This window comes from Actinoplanes nipponensis (genome assembly GCF_016862275.1).
In the GTDB taxonomy this organism is placed as follows: domain Bacteria; phylum Actinomycetota; class Actinomycetes; order Mycobacteriales; family Micromonosporaceae; genus Actinoplanes; species Actinoplanes nipponensis.
Genome location: NZ_BOMQ01000008.1, coordinates 427,187 through 444,719, shown reverse-complemented (window position 1 = coordinate 444,719; position 17,533 = coordinate 427,187). Strand labels below are relative to the sequence as shown.

The 17,533-nt window shown below is 73.4% G+C and carries 15 protein-coding genes; 4 read left to right on the top strand and 11 right to left on the bottom strand.

The window, feature by feature from the left end:
- Window positions 1–157: 157 nt before the first annotated feature.
- Both Ani05nite_RS03240 and Ani05nite_RS03235 read right to left on the bottom strand, forming a co-directional pair.
- Window positions 158–457: a hypothetical protein gene (locus tag Ani05nite_RS03240; protein ID WP_203764443.1), complete on the bottom strand. Its 300-nt coding sequence runs from the start codon at window positions 455–457 to the stop codon at window positions 158–160.
- A 122-nt stretch (window positions 458–579) separates the two neighbouring features.
- The gene (locus tag Ani05nite_RS03235; protein ID WP_203764429.1) at window positions 580–879 is read right to left on the bottom strand and encodes a hypothetical protein; all 300 of its coding nucleotides are present in this window, start codon (window positions 877–879) and stop codon (window positions 580–582) included.
- A gap of 136 nt (window positions 880–1,015) precedes the next feature.
- Here Ani05nite_RS03235 and Ani05nite_RS03230 point away from each other — a divergent pair, with 136 nt between their 5' ends.
- The 4 genes from Ani05nite_RS03230 to glsA are packed head-to-tail and all read left to right on the top strand — an operon-like array spanning window position 1,016 to window position 4,416.
- On the top strand, window positions 1,016–1,414 hold the full coding sequence (locus Ani05nite_RS03230) for an alpha/beta fold hydrolase (RefSeq protein ID WP_239129174.1): 399 nt from the start codon (window positions 1,016–1,018) through the stop codon (window positions 1,412–1,414).
- Between the two features lie 32 nt (window positions 1,415–1,446).
- Window positions 1,447–2,418, top strand: a complete 972-nt coding sequence (locus tag Ani05nite_RS03225; protein WP_203764427.1) for a hypothetical protein — start codon at window positions 1,447–1,449, stop codon at window positions 2,416–2,418.
- Window positions 2,419–2,430: 12 nt separating this feature from the next.
- On the top strand, window positions 2,431–3,372 hold the full coding sequence (locus Ani05nite_RS03220; protein ID WP_203764425.1) for a serine/threonine-protein kinase: 942 nt from the start codon (window positions 2,431–2,433) through the stop codon (window positions 3,370–3,372).
- A gap of 3 nt (window positions 3,373–3,375) precedes the next feature.
- Window positions 3,376–4,416: a glutaminase A gene (glsA, locus tag Ani05nite_RS03215; protein WP_203764423.1), complete on the top strand. Its 1,041-nt coding sequence runs from the start codon at window positions 3,376–3,378 to the stop codon at window positions 4,414–4,416.
- A gap of 1 nt (window position 4,417) precedes the next feature.
- On the opposite strand, the gene Ani05nite_RS03210 is transcribed toward glsA, so the two are convergent.
- From Ani05nite_RS03210 to Ani05nite_RS03170, 9 genes are all read right to left on the bottom strand, one after another.
- Complete coding sequence (locus Ani05nite_RS03210) at window positions 4,418–5,872, bottom strand: MDR family MFS transporter (RefSeq protein ID WP_203764421.1); 1,455 nt, start codon at window positions 5,870–5,872, stop codon at window positions 4,418–4,420.
- 55 nt (window positions 5,873–5,927) lie between these two features.
- Window positions 5,928–7,160 (bottom strand): MFS transporter, encoded by a 1,233-nt coding sequence (locus tag Ani05nite_RS03205; protein WP_275410492.1) that lies wholly within the window; start codon window positions 7,158–7,160, stop codon window positions 5,928–5,930.
- A 17-nt stretch (window positions 7,161–7,177) separates the two neighbouring features.
- Window positions 7,178–7,753 carry a helix-turn-helix domain-containing protein gene (locus tag Ani05nite_RS03200; protein WP_203764419.1) on the bottom strand — a complete coding sequence of 192 codons (576 nt, stop codon included), beginning with the start codon at window positions 7,751–7,753 and terminating at the stop codon, window positions 7,178–7,180.
- A gap of 52 nt (window positions 7,754–7,805) precedes the next feature.
- Window positions 7,806–8,606, bottom strand: a complete 801-nt coding sequence (locus Ani05nite_RS03195; protein ID WP_239129171.1) for a DNA-formamidopyrimidine glycosylase family protein — start codon at window positions 8,604–8,606, stop codon at window positions 7,806–7,808.
- Window positions 8,607–8,682: 76 nt separating this feature from the next.
- The gene (lon, locus tag Ani05nite_RS03190) at window positions 8,683–10,935 is read right to left on the bottom strand and encodes an endopeptidase La (RefSeq protein ID WP_239129248.1); all 2,253 of its coding nucleotides are present in this window, start codon (window positions 10,933–10,935) and stop codon (window positions 8,683–8,685) included.
- A 138-nt stretch (window positions 10,936–11,073) separates the two neighbouring features.
- Window positions 11,074–12,687, bottom strand: a complete 1,614-nt coding sequence (locus Ani05nite_RS03185; protein WP_203764414.1) for a carboxylesterase/lipase family protein — start codon at window positions 12,685–12,687, stop codon at window positions 11,074–11,076.
- A gap of 26 nt (window positions 12,688–12,713) precedes the next feature.
- The gene (locus tag Ani05nite_RS03180; protein WP_203764412.1) at window positions 12,714–14,909 is read right to left on the bottom strand and encodes an alpha-L-rhamnosidase-related protein; all 2,196 of its coding nucleotides are present in this window, start codon (window positions 14,907–14,909) and stop codon (window positions 12,714–12,716) included.
- 47 nt (window positions 14,910–14,956) lie between these two features.
- Window positions 14,957–16,210: a glycoside hydrolase family 1 protein gene (locus Ani05nite_RS03175; RefSeq protein WP_203764410.1), complete on the bottom strand. Its 1,254-nt coding sequence runs from the start codon at window positions 16,208–16,210 to the stop codon at window positions 14,957–14,959.
- 55 nt (window positions 16,211–16,265) lie between these two features.
- Window positions 16,266–17,531: an ABC transporter substrate-binding protein gene (locus tag Ani05nite_RS03170; RefSeq protein ID WP_203764408.1), complete on the bottom strand. Its 1,266-nt coding sequence runs from the start codon at window positions 17,529–17,531 to the stop codon at window positions 16,266–16,268.
- Between the last annotated feature and the right edge of the window lie 2 nt (window positions 17,532–17,533).

Genomic DNA, 17,533 nt, shown 5'->3' with positions numbered 1-17,533 from the left:
AAACGGCACAGCCGGGAGCACCGGTCGGAGCACCCCACTCGGAGCCGGACGGGGCGGCAGCCGCCGGACCATCGGTGTTCCCCACCGAGCGCTGGTCCGGCAACTGCATCCTGGTCTGGGCGCCCTGACCCGGCTCGGCCGGGCCGGGCCGGGGGGATCAGTGCCGCGATTTCTCCTTCTCCCGGCGCACGCCGTCGACCCGCGAGCCGACCGGCAGGTCGCGCCAGGCGACCAGGCCGGCGGAGGTCGCGGCCCGGGCCCGGGCCCAGTGCCGCCGCGCCAGCTCGGACGGCGGGATCTCCATCCGGGCGAGGCGTTGCTGCGTCCGGGACGTGGCCGCGACCGTCCACGTGACCAGCCCGGCGATCCCGAGGGCCAGGGCTGTCACCTCCAGCACCGCGCCGGTCACCACCAGCCGGCGAGTTGATCGTTCGGGTAGTGCCTCTGTCCTGGTCATCGTCGAGCCTCCGCTTCGCACCGGTACGGGCTTGCCTGGGGTCACCCTGGCAGCCGGCGCGCGGGTGGACGTCACCCCGGTGGAGCGATATCCGTGGCGGCTCGACGGCCGCACGGGCGCGGTCAGGCGGGCTCCGGGGGATCGGCGTCCGGGGGCACGTCCAGCGGGTGACGCTCGGCGTCGCGGCTGGCGATGCTGGCCATGGCGTGCCGGTACTGCGGACCCGTGATCATCCCGGTCACGAGCTGGCGGCTCAGGACGCCCTCCAGCGTCTGCGGGCCGCGGTCCGGCCCGGCGTCATGCGGCGCCACCAGGCCGGCCGGCCGGCCGACCGCGTCGCGCACGGCTCGGCGAAGCTCCGGTCGCGCCGCGAGGGCCACCGCCGCGATCAGGCACGCCACCAGGAACAGGGCACACAGCACGACGACCACCTTCCCTTCCGAGGGCCGCGCCGCGGCGGTCACCTCCGCGAGTCCAGTGAACAGTCGGCGGCCGGGGCGGTTCTCATCCCGTACGGGTGGCAATAGGCCGGCGGCGCGCCACCCTCATCCCGCGCGGATGGGCCGTCCCGGCTCCGAGCCGATCGTGCACGTGCACGGCTTCGCGGTGTCCGGCAGCTGTCTCCTGCCCACCGCGCGGGCGCTCGCGCATCGCGCGACGACCCTGGTGCCCGACCTGCCCGGCTACGGGCGCAGTCCCTCCTGGGGCCGCACCCTGGGCATCCCGGAGCTGGCCGGCGCGCTGCTGGACCCGCTCATGCCCCCGCTGTCGGGGGTCCGGCAGGTCGGCCGCCAGGCTCCGCCGCACGTGACGGTCGCGCTGATCGAGGGCGCGGCGCATGCCATGAACCTCAGCCATCCGGGCGAACTGGCCGGGGTGATCGCGGCCTGGCTCGACGGCCGGACGGTCCCCGATCCATCACCTTCGAATGATCCGGCGCGCCGGCGCCGGACCTAGCGTCACGATCACCGCTGCGGAAGGAGTCATCCATGCGATCCTGGCGCACCCGCCATCGACCGCGCGCCACCGTCCCGGCCGGGCTGCTGCTCGGCCTCGTCGTCGGCCTGACCGCCTGCGGCGCCGGTGGCGAGGCGCCCTCGGACCTGCCGTCGACGCGTGCCTCGCAACGCGCCGGGGACCGCACGCCCGCGCCCACGCGGACCGCCGAGGCGGAGGAGCCCGCGCCCACCCGGACCACCGACGCGGAGGAGCCCGCGCCCACCCGGACCACCGACGTGGAGGAGCCCACGCGGGCCCCGACGACCACCGCCGCGACACCGGACCGGACGCGCACCACCCGGCCCACCCCGCCGGCCGCAGCCACGACTCGTCCGCCTGCCGCCACGGAACCCACGCCCGACCGTACGACCCAGACCACCGTGCCGGCCCCGACCACCACCGCGGCCGAGCCGGCGCCGACGCCGGCGTCGTCCGCGTCCGCCGTGGCCGCCGTGGACACCACGGGAGGGCTCGGCCTTTTCGGCTGGCTGCTGCTGTTCGCCCTCTTCGCCGGGCTCATCGTCGCCTGGGTGCTGGTCGCCCGGTCGCAGCGGCGATCGGGGTGGGACACCGAGGCCCGCGCGCTGGAATCGGAGACGCGGGCCATCACCGTCACCCGGCTGCCCCCGGCGTTGCGCACGACGACCATCGGCCGGCGGAGCCTGGTCTGGCCGCAGGTGCGCGCCGACCTGGTCGACGTGCGGAGCCGGTGGAGCGCGCTCGCCGACCGGGCGTCGGGCGAGGCGCGGCAGAACTGGTCGCTGCGGGTGGCCGCGATGCTGCACGAGCTGATCACCGCCATCGACACCGAGAGCGAGGCACTGGCCACCGAGCAGGACTGGACGACGCTGCGGGTCCGGGTCCAGCAGGCGTACCGCGCGCTCGACGCGGTTCTCACCGGGCAACCCCGGCCCGAGCCACCGCCGGCCGCGGAACCGGGCCCGAGCGCCTCCCCAGCCTGATTGAGGACCCTCATGACCCTCAGCGCCCACCGGCTCGACGCCGGGCACCATCCATCCGTGCCGCTCCCCCGGCGCGGCGGGCCGCTCGTCGGCGGATACCGGCTGCTGTCCCGCATCGGCAAGGGCGGCACGGCAACGGTCTTCCTGGCCACGCCGGTCGCCGGCGGCCCTCCGGTCGCGGTGAAGATGATCCGCCACGACGCGGGCGTCGACTCCGGCGAGCGCGAGTTCACCCTCGCGTCCACCGTGGACGTCGCCCGCACGGCCGCCCCGATCACCCACGGCGTCACGGCGACCGGCTCCTACCTGGTCACGGCATATCTGCGGGACTACCGGTGCGCGGCGGGGATGAGGGGCGGGACCATGTCGCTCGCCTCGCTGTTGACCTTCGGTGGCGAGCTGGCCGTCACGCTGGCGTCCCTGCACGACAGCGGGGTCGTCCACTGTGACGTCAAGCCGTCCAACCTGCTGGTCGGCGACGACGACGTCCGCGTCATCGACTTCGGCATCTCCCAGTACCTCGGGGAACGCCCGGTGGACGACGGGTTCGTGCGGTGCAGCCGCGGCTGGGCCGCGCCGGAGCAGCTGCGCGGCGACCCGCTGGCCCCGAGCGCGGACGTGTTCGCCTGGGGCAGTCTGCTGGCCTACCTGTCCACCGGATTCCATCCCTTCGCCGGCCGGCACGAGGCGGACTGGATCCGGCGCGTCGGCTCTGGGCAGCCGGATCTCTTCGGGCTGCATCCAGGCGTCGAGGCGGTCGTCCGCGCGGCGCTGGCCCACGATCCCCGCGACCGTCCGAGCGCGCACGAGCTGACCGCGATCTGCCGCGACGGGCTACGACGGGCGTCCACGCCGGAGCCGGCGACCCGGCCCCGCCCGGCGGCCGGCCGCGCCGACTGGGTGGAGGAGGCCACCGCGGCATGCGCCGTGGTGGACATCGCGGAGGTGGAGTGACCGATGAGATCCGTCGAGAACGACGACGCCCCGTACGTGTCCACCGGCCACCTGCCGTCACCGGAGCAGGTGCGACGCTCACTCGACGAGGCGTACGAGCGGTATCGGGCCACCGCGGACGGCGAACTGTCGCGGGTCTATCCCGCCTTGACCCGGGTGCCGCCCGACCTGTTCGGGATCTGCGCGGTCGGCGCCCGCGGCGGAACGTACGCGGTCGGGGACGCCGAGGCCGGGTTCACCATCATGAGCGTGGCCAAGCCGTTCGTGTTCGCCCTGGTCTGCGCGGTCGTGGGCCCGCAGGAGCTGCGCCACCGGCTCGGGGTCAACGCCACCGGCCGGCCCTTCAACTCGCTGGCCGCGGTGGAGAACGGCAGGGACGGGCGCACGAACCCGATGGTCAATCCGGGCGCGATCGCCACCGCCAGCCAGGTGCCCGGGGCGAGCACCGAGGCGAGGTGGGCCACCCTGCACGCCGGCCTGTCCCGCTTCGCCGGTCGCCGGCTGCCGCTGGACGAGGAGGTGTACGCCTCCGCCTCGGCCACCAACCACCGCAACCGGGCCCTGGCCGACCTGTTGCAGGTCTACGGGCTCCTCGGCTGCGACCCGGTGGCGGCGGTCGACCTGTACACCCGGCAGAGCTGCCTGCGGGTCACCGCCGTCGACCTCGCGGTCATGGGCGCCACCCTGGCCAACGGCGGGGTCAACCCGCACACCGGCGTGCGGGTGGTCGACGCCTCGGTCTGCCACTACACCCTCGCGGTGATGGCCACCGCGGGCCTGTACGAGACCTCCGGCGACTGGCTGTACGACGTGGGCGTGCCCGGCAAGAGCGGCATCGGCGGCGGCCTCGTCGTGATCTCACCGGGTAAGGGCGCCCTGTCGGCCTTCGCCCCGCGGGTCGACAGCTTCGGCAACAGCGTCAAGGGTCAGCTGGCGGCCCGATTCCTGTCCCGCCGGCTCGGCTTGACGCTGTTCGCCTCCGAGCCCGCCCGGAGGCCCGAGCCGGAGCCCGGGCCGACCGGGCGCCCGGACGCGGGTGAGTGAGCTATCCGGCGCGAGCCGGTGACCCGGTCCCGTCCGGTGCGGCGGTGGGCGGTTCCGCGGTCACCCGGTCGGCCGAGCGCGGGATCAGGCCGGCCAGCACCACCATCACGACGGAGACCACCAGCATGGCGACGAAGATGCGGTGGACCGCCTCGGTGAGCCGGGCCGGGTCGACCGCGCCGCGGCCGACCACCGCGTTGGCCATCGCGCCGAAGACCGCGACGCCCAGGGCGCTGCCCAGCGAGCGGAGGAAGACGTTGTTCGCGGTCACCACACCACGCTCGGTCCAGCCGACGCTGGACTGCGCGGCGATCATCGTGGGGGCCGCGGTCAGACCCATGCCCAGGCCGATGACCAGGCAGTACGCGCCCACCTCGGCGACCGACGAGCGCTGGTCCAGGCGCAGCAGCAACGCGACCCCGCCCACCACGAGCGCCGAGCCGATGAGGGCGCAGCCGCGGAAGCCGACGCGCAGGTACACCCGGCCGGCCTGGCTGGCGGAGATCGGCCAGCCGAGGGTGAGCGCGCCCAGGGCGAGACCGGCCACCAACGGACCGGCGCCCAGGGCCTCCTGGGCGTACACCGGAATGTAGGAGCTGAGGCCGAGCAGGATCGCCCCCACGCCCACCGCCAGGAACCCGCTGCTGACCAGGAGCCGGCGCCGGAAGATCCACAGCGGCAGCACCGGGTCGGGCGCGGAGCGCTCGACCAAGCCGAACGCGACCAGCAGGGCCCCGCCGGCCCCGAGGACCACGAGGCTGACCGGTGACTCCCACGCCCACGCCTGGCCACCCTCCAGCACGCCCAGCATCAGCAGGGTGAGGCCCGCGGCGAGCAGGGCGGCGCCGCGGTAGTCGACGGCCGGGCGCCGCCGCTCGACGCGCTCGTGGAAGCGGCGCACGATCATGGCCCCGGCCAGCAGGCAGATCGGGATGTTGACGAAGAAGATCCAGCGCCACGACACCCACTCGGAGAACACCCCGCCCAGCGTCGGCCCGACCACCGACGCGATGCCCCACACGCTGGCCACGTACCCCTGGACCCGGGCCCGCTCGCGGACCGAGTAGAGGTCGCCGATGATCGTGACGGTGGTCGGCATGATGGCCCCGGCGCCGAGGCCCTGCAGCACCCGGAAGACGATCAGCGGCACGATGCTCCAGGCCACCCCGCACAGGATCGAGCTGACCAGGAACAACCCGATGCCCCAGAGGATCACCGGCTTGCGGCCGTACAGGTCGTTGAGCTTGCCGTAGATCGGCACCGACACGGCCTGGGCCAGCAGGTAGACGGAGAACAGCCAGGGGAACTCGGTGAAGCCCCCGATGTCGGCGACGATCGACGGCACCGCCGTGGCGATGATCGTCGAGTCGATGGCGATGAGGCCGGTGGACAGCATCACCGCGAGCAGGACCGGGCCGCGGGCGGACCGCAGCCCCACATCATTCTCCGACACCATGGGGGTCTACCCCCCGCGGCCCGTCACTACGCACGAACGGCCGGGACGGGGCCGGTCAGGCGTCGGGCAGCTCGCGCATGCGGGGAACCGGGGAGAACACGACGAACAGCACGCCGGTCACCGCACCGACCGCGCCGATCCACAGGGCCGCGTGCACCCCGATCAGCTCGCCGAGCACCCCGCCGAGCAGGGCCCCGATCGGCCGTGCCCCGTAGTTGACCGTGCGCTGCGCGCCCTTGACCAGGGCGAGCCGGGACACCGGGGTGGCCGCCGTCTGCAGCGAGCCGACCCCGATGTCGAGGATCATCACGCCGAGCGCGGAGAGGAACTCGGCGGCCAGCAGCATGCCGATCACCACCGGGCGGGGGCCGTCGGCCAGCGGGATCAGCACCAGCGGGAGCGGGAACGCGACGTAGCCCGCGACCACGACCGGGCCGATGCCGAACCGGCGGGTGAGCGGGCCGGTGACCGCGGCGCCGAGCAGCCCGCCGATCGAGGCGATGCCGATCAGGGCGCCGAGCATCCCGGGTGAGATGCCCAGCTCGGCGGTCACGTAGAGGATCACCAGCGCGTGGAAGACGTAGTTGAACAGGTTGATCACGGTGACCCCGAGCAGGAGCTGTCGCAGCACCGCGGACCGGGCGATGAACCGCAGACCGGAGCCGATCCGCAGGCCGCCCTCCGCCGGCGCGGCGCCGGCGTGCTCCGGCGGGGCGATCCGGGTCAGCAGCAGGGCTGATCCCAGGTACGACAGCACGTCGGCCACCAGCGCGAACGGCGCGGTGAGCACCTGCACCAGGACACCACCGAGGCTGGGACCGGCCACGAACGACAGGGCCCGGGCGCCGTTGGTCAGCGAGTTCGCGACGATGTAGTCGGGCCGCCGGACCACCGCGGCGAACAGGCTGCCGTCGGCGACCTCGTAGCAGACGGTCAGCGTGCCGATGGCGAAGGACAGCACGCAGAGGTGCCACAGTTGCAGCACCCCGGCCAGGGCCAGGACCGGCACCACGGCCAGGAGGGCGGCCCGGCCGAGGTCGGCCCCGATCATGATCTTCCGCTGGCCGGCCCGCCGGTCCACCCAGGCCCCGGCGAGCAGCGGGAAGAACAGGTTGGGCAGCAGCGCGGCGGCGGTCAGGTAACCCATCTCGGCCGCCCCGGCGCCGATCGTCAGCACGGCCAGCAGCGGGAGCGCGATCAGCGAGACCTGGTCGCCGACCAACGAGACGACGTGCGCCGACCAGTAGTGGCGGAACACCCGTCGCCGCAGCAGCGCCCGGGCGGGCACCGGCCGGGCGTCGGTGGTCAGGGCGCACCGTCCTCGGGCGTCGGTATCGCCAGCTGCACGACGGTGACCGGCCTGGACCCCTCGGCCCGGGCCGTCCTGTCCCGGTACGGGGCCAGCAGGGCCTCGATCCGCTCGGTGAGCCCGGCCAGCTGCTCGGCGGTCACGTAGATCATGTCGTCGCTGAAGCCGGCCGCGGCGCGCCACTCGGCGGTCTCCTCGCCGCGGACCGCGAGATAGGCCTGCGCCCGCCGGATGTACTGCCGCAGGATCGCCGCGTTCAGCTGGTCGGCCGCGACCCGCGCTTCCGGGTCGTCGGAGTCGTCGGTCCACGACGTGCTGGCGGCGGTCGCCTGCCAGGGCCGTTCCCGCCCGTCGGCCGCCGGGGCCCGCTCGGCCAGGCCGTACTTCTCGAGCTGCCGCAGATGGAACGAGCAGTTCGGCACGTTCTCGTCCAGGACGGCGGCGCACTGGGTCGCGGTCATCGGTCCGTTGCGCCGCAGCATCCCGATCAGGCTGAGCCGCAGGGGGTGCGCGTACGCGCGCAGGGCCCGCGGGTCGTCCAACCGGATCGTCTTGCGCTGCGGGGAGGCCATTCCTCAAGAATGCTTTATAAAGACTCCTTTAGCAACCCGGCAGGTAGCTCGGTCAGACCTGTTCGACGCTGCACCACCAGCTCGTACGCCCGCCGACCGTGCTCTTCGCCATCGGCGCGCCGTCGCGCGGACAGCGACCCTCCGGGCGGCGGAACGGGATGAGTCCCAGCGTGTGCACCCCGCCGTCCCGGATCGCCGAGCGGACCGCGCGCCGCAGGGCCCGCAGCAGGCGATCGACGTCGGCGGCGGTGAGCCGGTCGACCCGGCGCCCCGGGTTGATGCGCGCCGACCACAGGATCTGGTCGGCCAGCAGGTTGCCGATCCCGGCGATCGCCTCCTGGTCGAGCAGGCGCGCCTTGACCGGCGCCGTGCCGGACGCGAGCGCGGCCCGGAACTGGGCCGGGGTCATCGTGGCCGCGTCCGGGCCCAGCGCGGCGACCGGCGGGTCCAGGCGTACGCGGCCGAGCCGGCGGGGGTCGACCAGCAGCAGGCGGCCGCCGTCGGCGAACGTCAGCGAGAAGCGTGACCACCGGTAATCGCCGGACCCGCGACGGCCCTCCCAGTAGTCGCCGCCGTCGATCTCCGTGCCGTCCGGGTCGGCGATCACGATCTTGCCGGACATGCCCAGGTGGATGCCGAGTTCGGGGCCGTCGTCGCCGGCGTCGCACCACATGCTCTTGCCCCGGCGGTGCGCCGCGGTCAGGGCCCGCCCGAGCAGCGCGTCGCGGATCTGGCCCGGCCGGTGCGGGCGGCAGACGTAGGTGTCGGAGTCGTCCACGCCGACGATCTCGCGGCGCAGACCGGCCCGCTCGATGACCGCCCGCGCCGACTCGACTTCCGGCAACTCCGGCATGATGTCTCCCCGATCGGCTGACGCGCGAGCCGCCCGGGCTGATCGCCCGGGCGGCTCCCTTTGTCCGGCAGTACCCTCAGGCCGCCGCGACCATGCCGGTGGACACCGGCTCCAGCGCCGAGCCGAGGATCTCCCGGACGTCGGAGACGATGTGTACGGCCAGCGCCTCGAGCACCTCGGCGGGCACCTCGTCGAGGTCGGGTTCGTTGCGCTGGGGCAGGTACACCTCGGTGAGGCCGGCCCGCTGGGCGGCGAGCAGCTTCTGCTTTACCCCGCCGATGGGCAGCACCCGGCCGGTCAGCGAGACCTCGCCGGTCATGCCCACCTCGGCGCGCACGTTGCGGCCGAGCAGCAGCGAGATCAGCGCGGTGGTCATCGTGACACCGGCCGACGGGCCGTCCTTGGGCACGGCGCCGGCGGGCACGTGCAGGTGGATCGGGTGGTCGAGCTGCTCCGGCGAGATGCCGAACTCCTCGGCGTGGGCCCGCACGTAGGAGAGCGCGATCTGGGCCGACTCCTTCATCACGTCGCCGAGCTGGCCGGTGACCGACAGCCCACCCTGGTTGCCGGGCAGCAGCGATGCCTCGATGTAGAGCACGTCGCCGCCCATGCCGGTCACGGCCAGGCCGGTGGCCACGCCCGGGACGGCGGTGCGCTCGGCGGACTCCGGCAGGAACCGGGGGCGCCCGATCAGGTCCTTGAGGTCGGCGGGCCCGATGGTGACGGGCAGGTCCCTCAGGGCGGCCTTGCGGAACGTCTTGGCCAGCAGGCGCTCGAACGACCGCACCCCGGCCTCGCGGGTGTAGTTCGCCGCGATCTCCCGCAGGGCGTCCTCGGTGACCGTCACCTCGCCGGCCGACAGGGCGGCGCGGTCCCGTTGCCGGGGAACCAGGAAGTCGCGCGCGATGGCGACCTTGTCGCTCTCGGTGTAGCCGTCGATCGCGATGAGCTCCATCCGGTCGAACAGCGCCTGCGGGATCGTCTCGAGCACGTTCGCGGTCGCGATGAACAGCACGTCGGACAGGTCCAGGTCGAGGTCGAGGTAGTGGTCGCGGAACGTGTGGTTCTGCGCCGGGTCCAGCACCTCCAGCAGCGCCGCGGCGGGGTCGCCCCGGTAGTCGCTGCCGACCTTGTCGACCTCGTCGAGCAGCACGACCGGGTTCATCGAGCCGGCCTCCCGGATGGCCCGCACGATGCGCCCGGGCAGCGCCCCGACGTACGTGCGGCGGTGACCGCGGATCTCCGCCTCGTCGCGGACGCCGCCGAGGGCGACCCGGACGAACTTGCGGCCGAGCGTCCGCGCGACCGACTCGCCCAGCGACGTCTTGCCGACCCCGGGCGGCCCGGCCAGCAGGATCACCGCGCCGGACCCGCGGCCGCCGACGACCGACAGGCCACGGGACTCGCGGCGGGCGCGGACGCCGAGGTACTCCACGATGCGCTCCTTGACCTCGTCCAGCCCGTGGTGATCGGCGTCGAGGACCGCCCGCGCCGCCGCCAGGTCCACGACGTCCTCGGTACGCACGTTCCAGGGCAGCTCCAGGACCGTGTCGAGCCAGGTGCGGATCCACCCCGCCTCCGGGTTCTGCTCGCCGCCGCGCTCCAGCTTGCCGACCTCGCGCAGCGCCGCCTCCCGGACGGTGGCCGGCAGGTCGGCCGACTCGACCCGGGCGCGGTAGTCGTCGCTGCCGTCGGCCTCGCCCTCGCCGAGCTCCTTGCGGATGGCCTTGAGCTGCTCCCGCAGCAGGTACTCCCGGTTACGCCGCTCGACCGACTCGCGGACGTCGCTGTCGATCTTGTCGCTGACCTCCGACTCGGCCAGGAAGTCCCGGGTCCAGCCGATCAGCAGCCGGAGCCGGGCCTCCACGTCGGGAGTCTCCAGCAGCTCGCGCTTGCGGTCGTCGGACAGGTACGGCGCCCAGCCCGCGGTGTCGGCCAGGGCGCCGGGGTCGTCGATCGCGCTCACCGACTCGATGACCTGCCACGCCTCCCGGCGTTGCAGCACCGAGACGACCAGCTGCTTGTACTCGGCGGCGAGCTCGCGGGCCGCCTCGGTCGTCGCGCCGGCCGCGACCGGTTCGACCTCGACCCACAGGGCCGCGCCGGGCCCGGTCACCCCGCCGCCGATGCTGGCCCGCACGCCCGTGCGCAGCACGGCGGCGGGAGATCCGCCGCGGGACTTGCCGACCTGCTGGACGCTCGCGATGACGCCGTGGGTCGCGTAGCGGTCCTCGAGCCGCGGAGCGATGAGCAGTTCGGAACCGGCCGAGGTGCGGGCCGCGTCGACGGCGGCCTGCGCCGCCTCGTCCAGCTCGATCGGAACGACCATGCCGGGGAGCAGGACGATGCCGTCAAGGAACAACACGGGAAGTTGCTTGCTGGTCACCCGGTACCTCCGAGAAGTTGAGTATGTCGCGCTCAACCTCGGGGAGGGTTCCGGTCTTCCGGTGTTCACTGCAGGCGAACATCAGCCGCGATGGCTCCAGTACAGCCTCTCCCGCCGGTCCGGGTCGTGGACGATCCTGCACTCGGCGTCGATCCACATCGTGGCCCGGTCCCGCGGCGTGTAGGCGGGCCAGCGCGGCACCCCGTTCGCGCCGGGCCGGCCGGTGCGGGCGAAACCGGCCCACAGCGCGCTCATGTGCCGCGCGGTCGCCCGCTTGCCCGCCAACTCGCCGGCGCCGACGTTGGCGAACTTGATCGGGATGTCCGAGGCGTGCGGCGAGCCGAGCGGGAAGTCGGTGCCGGGTACCACGGTCGGGTCCGGGTAGGCGAGCTGGTACATGAACGCGGGCGCGGCGTGCTGCGCCGCCTTGGCCTCCGCGATCTTGATCGCGTCGCGCCAGATGGGTGAGGTGGTGATGGCGAAGTAGAGCTGGGCCGGCGTCGCGCCCGGCCGGGACCGGCGGAAGGTGGCGATGATGCGGTCGAGCTCGGCGCCCTGGTACGTGCCGCTGAGCCGGCTGCGCAGGCCGGCCTCGTCGATCCGGAAGATGTCGGGCGGGCCGAAGAGGCTGAAGAACACCGTCTCGTCGCGGCAGGTGCCGACCATCAGCGGCTTGCCGGCCGAGAAGGGTGCGGCGCCGTCGGCGAACGGGTGCCGCGGGATGACGTGGCCATCGACGAAGGCCCCGAAGCCGGGCAGCGGGTCCGGGTCGCCCCAGGGAGCCACGCCGTTGGCGGCCTCGGACTGCTGGACCTCCAGCAGCCGGGCCGCCGGGATGTCGTGCAGCCTCGGGATCTCGGCCCGGCTCAGGCCGAGCAGCCGCAGGGTGCGCTCGGCGCGGGCGGTGGCGCCGTCGCGCGTCGGGAAGCGCAGCGGCGCGGCGCTCTCGATGGAGGCCTTGTGGAACAGCCGGGCGGCGGCCGGCATGGTGTAGACCGCCGCGGTCTTGGCGCCGCCGCCGCTCTCGCCCCAGACCATGATGTTGTCCGGGTCGCCGCCGAAGTTGTCGATGTTGTCGCTGGTCCAGCGCAGCGCGGCGAGGATGTCGAGCATCCCCTGGTTGGCCGCGTAGTCACCGCCGGCGAGATCGCCGAGCCACAGGTAGCCCAGCAGGCCGAGGCGGTGGTTGGATTCGACGACCACGACGTCGTAGCGCTGCGCCAGGTGGGTGCCGTCCTGCCCGGTGGCGGAGCCGGAGCCGATCATGTAGCCGCCGCCGTGGTTGTAGAACATCACCGGGCGCCGCCTGCGGTCGGCGGCGGGGGTCCAGATGTTGAGGTAGAGGCAGTCCTCGGCCGGCGCCGGCATCCGGCCGTTGCCGGTGGGGCCCATCTCGCCGCCGGCGGCCTGGAAGGCGGGGTTGGGGAAGGCCACGGCATCCCGTACGCCGGACCACCGTTGCGGCGGCCGGGGCGCCTTGAACCGGAGCCGGCCGAGCGGCGGCGTCGCGTACGGCACGCCCAGGAACTTGACGATGCCGTCCTCCCGTCGCCCCCGCACCCTGCCGTAGCGGGTGGCGGCTACGTCGCTTCGCCGGCCGCCGTGGGCCTGTGCCGCCGGGGGCACGGCAATCCCGGCGACCGTGGCCAGTGATCCGCCGAGCAGCGTTCGGCGGGTCATCCGCGAGCTTTCCATGGGAACTCCTTCGGTCGAGCGTGGCGTCAACGGCGCCGGACGGTGATGGTGTGGGTGCCACCGGACAGGCTCAGCCGCGCGTAGCCGTCGGTGATCCCGGTGCGGACGGGGCGGCCGTCGACGAGCACCACGCTGTGGTCACCGGCGGGCACCGCGACCGCTCCCCGGGTGGTCCTCGGGGTCGAGACGTGCAGGTCGAAGCGGTGGTGGTGCGAGGTCCACCGGGCGCTGATGTCGCCGTACCGGGTGGGCACGACGCCCTGCGCCCAGGCCAGGCGGCCCGGGCGTGGCTGGATGGCCCAGGTCGCGTACCCGGCGGCGACCGGCTGGACGCCGAGGATCTGCTGGGTCAGCTGGACGGTGGGCGCCGCCGCCCAACCGTGGGCCAGGCTGGCCGAGGCCCGGTTGACGCCGCCCGCGCTGTTCTTGAACTCCCACAGCGCGCCGGTGTAGAGCGGGTTGGCCCGGTCCACCATCGGTCCCCAGGTGCGGCGCATGAGGGCCAGGGCGCCGTCGACGTCGTCGACAGCGAACCGGCCGGCGGTCTCCATGCCGTTGCCGAACGGTTCGATGGTGTGCCCGGTCGGGTCCTGCAGGCCGGGCCCGAGGATCGCCCCGTACGGCGTCCACAGCTTCCGCAGCGCCGACAGCACGCTCGCGCGGCGGTCGGCCGGGACGAAGTCGTACTGCAGGGCGAGGGCGTTGGCGTCCTCGACGAGCACGTCGGGGTGGTCGGTGCTCTGCCCGTACGCGCCGAGGGCCGGGTTCCACAGTTCGGCGTTGACCGCGGACTTGATGGCGTCGGCCGTGGCGTCGTAGCGGGCCGCCTCGGTGGCCGAGCCGACGGTGCGTTCGAGCCAGGCCATCTCGCGCAGCAGGATGTGATAGTCGATGCTGTACTTGGTGACCGCGCCGGTCTGGGTGGCCTGCCAGAAGTCCCGGTCGTTGGAGGCCACCAGGTTGTCGGCGGTCAGGAAGCTCTGGTTGTAGGCGAGCTCGCGGCGCAGGGCGGGCAGCAGCGAGGTGATGTACGCGGTGTCGCCGGTGTAGCGGAAGTAGTCGATGGCGGCCCGGGCGCCGTATCCGGAGTAGTTGTTCGAGTAGAACAGCGGGAACCCGGCCGGCGAGCGGCCCTTGGCGAAGTCGGGCGAGCCGGGCAGGGCTCCGTCGGCGCGCTGGGTGGCGAAGAGCGCGTCCAGCGACGACTTGAGGTAGCCGGCGCCGACGTCGCCGAGCGTGTTGATGATGGTCGGTCCCTGCACGAGCAGGTCGCCGGTCCAGATGCTGCGGTCGCGTTTGGCGCCGTCGTAGATGCGGGCGTCCGGCAGGCCGTTGAGCCCGGCCGGTTTCATGTTGAGCTGCACGGTGTAGGCGCCGGCGTACCACATGCGGTTGAGCTGGTCGTCGCTGGAGAGGAACCAGCCGCGGTAGTCGCGCGGCGTGGCCCGGTACGCCTGGAAGTCGACCCGGGCGGCCGACAGTGCGACGGTGCCCGGGGTGGTGAGGGTGAGCAGGACGAACCGGAAGCCGCCGTGGAAGCCGCCGGTCACCGGGCCGGGCCCGGTGACCGGCAGGTTGTCCGGTCCGCCGACGCCGGCCAGTCCGGGCGCCTCGTCGGAGGCGGGCGCGCCGGGCGAGGTCGTGACGGCGGTCCCGGCCGGTGCGCCCTGCTCGAGCGGCCGGTCGAGGCTGATGGTGGCGGCTGCGGTGTCGAAGGCGGTGATGGTGCGCGTCTGCGCGCCGACGGTGATCGTGTTGCCGACCTCGAGGCTCGCGGCGGAGGCGACGGTGATCTGCCGGGCGCCCGGGTCGGCCGCGGCGGTCAGCGTGGTGGCGGCCGGCCGGCGCAGATACTGTCGTGCCTCGCCGGTGACCAGCTGGAGGGTGACCGGCCCGCTGACCCCGACGACGTCCAGGTACGGCGTCCCGGCGACGTCCCGGCCGAAGTCGAGCAGGACCGAGGCCGGGGTCCGGCCGGCCGTCGTGGTCAGCGTCGCCGGGCGGCCGTGCGGGCGCACCAGGGCCTCGGGCCGGCTGACCGCGCCGCGGGCCTCGGCCCGGACCGGCTCGACCTGAGCGGAGCGGGGGCCGAGGACGTAGGACGGCCAGGAGCGCGCCGGGGAGGCGCCGGCCGCGGCGGGGGCCGCGGCGAGCCCGGTGGCCAGGACCACCGCGACGGTCAATGTTCGCCGCCCGAGGGAGGCGCGTGACGAGAAGGACACTCGACGTTCCTTTCCGGTGGGAGCGGTGGCCGATGCCGGTTCCGCTGCTATCGATGACGGACGGAGGGTCGCCGGGGCGCGTCGGCGTGCGGAGTCGGCTGGTCGAGCAGCGCATCCAGCCGCCCCGTGCGGGCGACCCGGGCCAAGGCGTGAGCGCTCGGCTTGGGCGTGCGGGCGAAATCGTGGTCCCGGTCGACCGCGACGAGCCCGAACCGGGGCCGGCCGCCCTCGCTCCACTCGAAGTTGTCGAAGGCCGACCAGTGCAGGTAGCCGCGCACGTCGACGCCTTCGGCGCGGGCCCGGGCGAGCGCGGCGAGGTGGGTTCTCAGATAGTCGACGCGCTCGGTGTCGTCGGTGGTGGCGATGCCGTTCTCGGTGACGACCAGCGGCAGTCCGGTGCGGGCGGCGCGGTGCAGCATCTGGCGCAGCCCGTCGGGATGGACGGCCCAGCCCATCTGGGTGGTCGGGGTGCCCGGCGGCGGCGGGGCGAACAGGGCGGGGGCGGCCGGGTCGACCCATTGTCGGCGGTAGTACTGCACACCGAGCCAGTCCCCGGCGTCCGGACCGGTGAGGTTGTCGAGGTACCGGTCGACGATCTCGTGGCGCATGACCTCGTACAGCGTCCGGCAGGCCGCGTCGTCGCGGGCCGGCGCGAGCAGCGGCAGTTGCACGGCCAGGCCGACGCGGCTGCCGGCCTCGGCGCGGACGGCCCGCACCCCGGCGACATGGGCCGCGAGCAGGGCCTCGCCGGCCCGCCGCCACAGCACCGGGTTGGTCAGGCCCGGCGGGTGGTAGCCCTCGAGGTAGCCGTGCAGGGCGACCATCTGCGGTTCGTTGATGGTGCAGACGTACGGCATGAGGTCGCCCAGCGTGGCCGCGACCCGGGCGCTGAAGCGGCCGAAGACCGCCGCGGCGTCCGGCGCGAGCCAGCCGCCCCGGGCGGCGAACCAGCGCGGCAGGGTGAAGTGGTGCAGCGTGACGAAGGCGGTCAGGCCCTGGTCGCGGAGCGCGCTCAGCACCCGCCGGTAGTGGCCGAGCGCGGCGTGGCTGAACTCCCCCGGCGCCGGCTCGATGCGCGACCACTCCACCGAGAGCCGGTGCGCGTTGTGTCCCAGGGCGGCCAGCAAGGCGAAATCCTCGCCGTAGCGGTGATAGTGGTCGATGCCGTCGCCGGACGACTCGCGCGCCGCGGTGGCCGGGTCGTGTTCGAAGTCCCACCAGTCGTTGTTGGTGTTGCCGCCCTCGACCTGGTGGGCCGACGTCGCGCTGCCCCACAGGAAGTCGTCGGGGAAATCGGTCACGGCTGTCCTCTCGGCCGGACCCGCGGAGCCCCAGCAGCTGGGGCCCCGCGGTGACTCAGGCGCCCTTCTTGTATTCGGCGTCCATGTCCTGCAGAACCTTGTTTGGGGTGCTCTGGTTGCTGAAGACCTCCTGCAGGCCGCTGAGCATGCTCTGCTGCACCTTGGCGTTGGGCCACAGCTGGTCCATGAACGGCACCGTGCGGTTGTCCTTGACGAAGGTGGTCAGTTCCGCCAGGCCCGGGTCGACGGTGGTGCCGGCGTCCGCGAGGGTCGGGAGGCTGCCCTGCTTCTCGTTGAACAGCTTCATGCCGGCCGGCGACATGATGAAGGTGATGAACTTGAGCGCCAGCTCCTTGTTCTCGGCCTTGGCGTTGACGCCGTAGCCGGCCCCCGCGGCGGCCGGCATCAGGAACGACGCCGGGGTGTCGGTGGCCGGCAGGGCCTTCATGGTGAACTTTCCGTTCGGGTTCTTCTGCTTGAGCAGGCCGATGATCCAGTTGCCCTGCACGATGCCGAGGGTCCTGCCGGTGGCGGCCAGCGTCTGGCTGGCCTCGTAGCTGGTGCCCAGCGGGTTCTTCTGGAAGCAGCCGGCCTTGTTCATCTCCTGGTACTTGGCCATCGCGGTGGTCCACTGCGAGTTCGCGAAGGTGGCCTGGCCGCTCTGCAGCTTGGCGTCGAAGTCCTTGTCGGCGCCGAACACCGTGGTCGCGGCGAGGGCGTAGAGGACCAGCTGGGTGACCCAGTTGTCCTGGATGCCGAGGGCGAAGGCGGGGGTGCCCTTGCCGGCCGCGTCACCGCAGAACTTGAGCAGCTCGGTCCAGGTCGCCGGCGCGGTCAGCCCGGACTTCGACAGGGCCTGGTCGTTGTAGACCGCGCCGATGCCGTTGAGGCCGAACAGCGCGTTGTACGTCTTGCCCTCGTACTGGGCGACGGTCTTGAAGGATTCGGGCAGCTGCCCGGCCCACGGCTGATCCGACAGGTCGAGCAGGTAGCCGGGCTTGGCCAGCACGTACGTGGCGCCCGGGTTGCCGTTGCCGGGCCAGACGGTCATCACGTCCGGGGCCGTGCCGGAGGAGAGCTGGGTGCGGATCTGGGCCTGGTACTGGTCGGCGCCGCTGGTGGTGAAATTGACTTTCACTCCGGGGTTGGCGGCCTCGAACGCCTTGACGACGTCCTCGATGGAGCCCTGGTCGACCGAGGCGAGCGTCAGGGTCTTGTTGTCGCCTCCGCCCGAGCCGGCCTTGGTGCCGCTGCTGCAGGCCGCGGCCAGGGTGACAGCGGTCAGGGCGGAGACAAGTGCGGTGAATCTGCGTGCCTTCATCA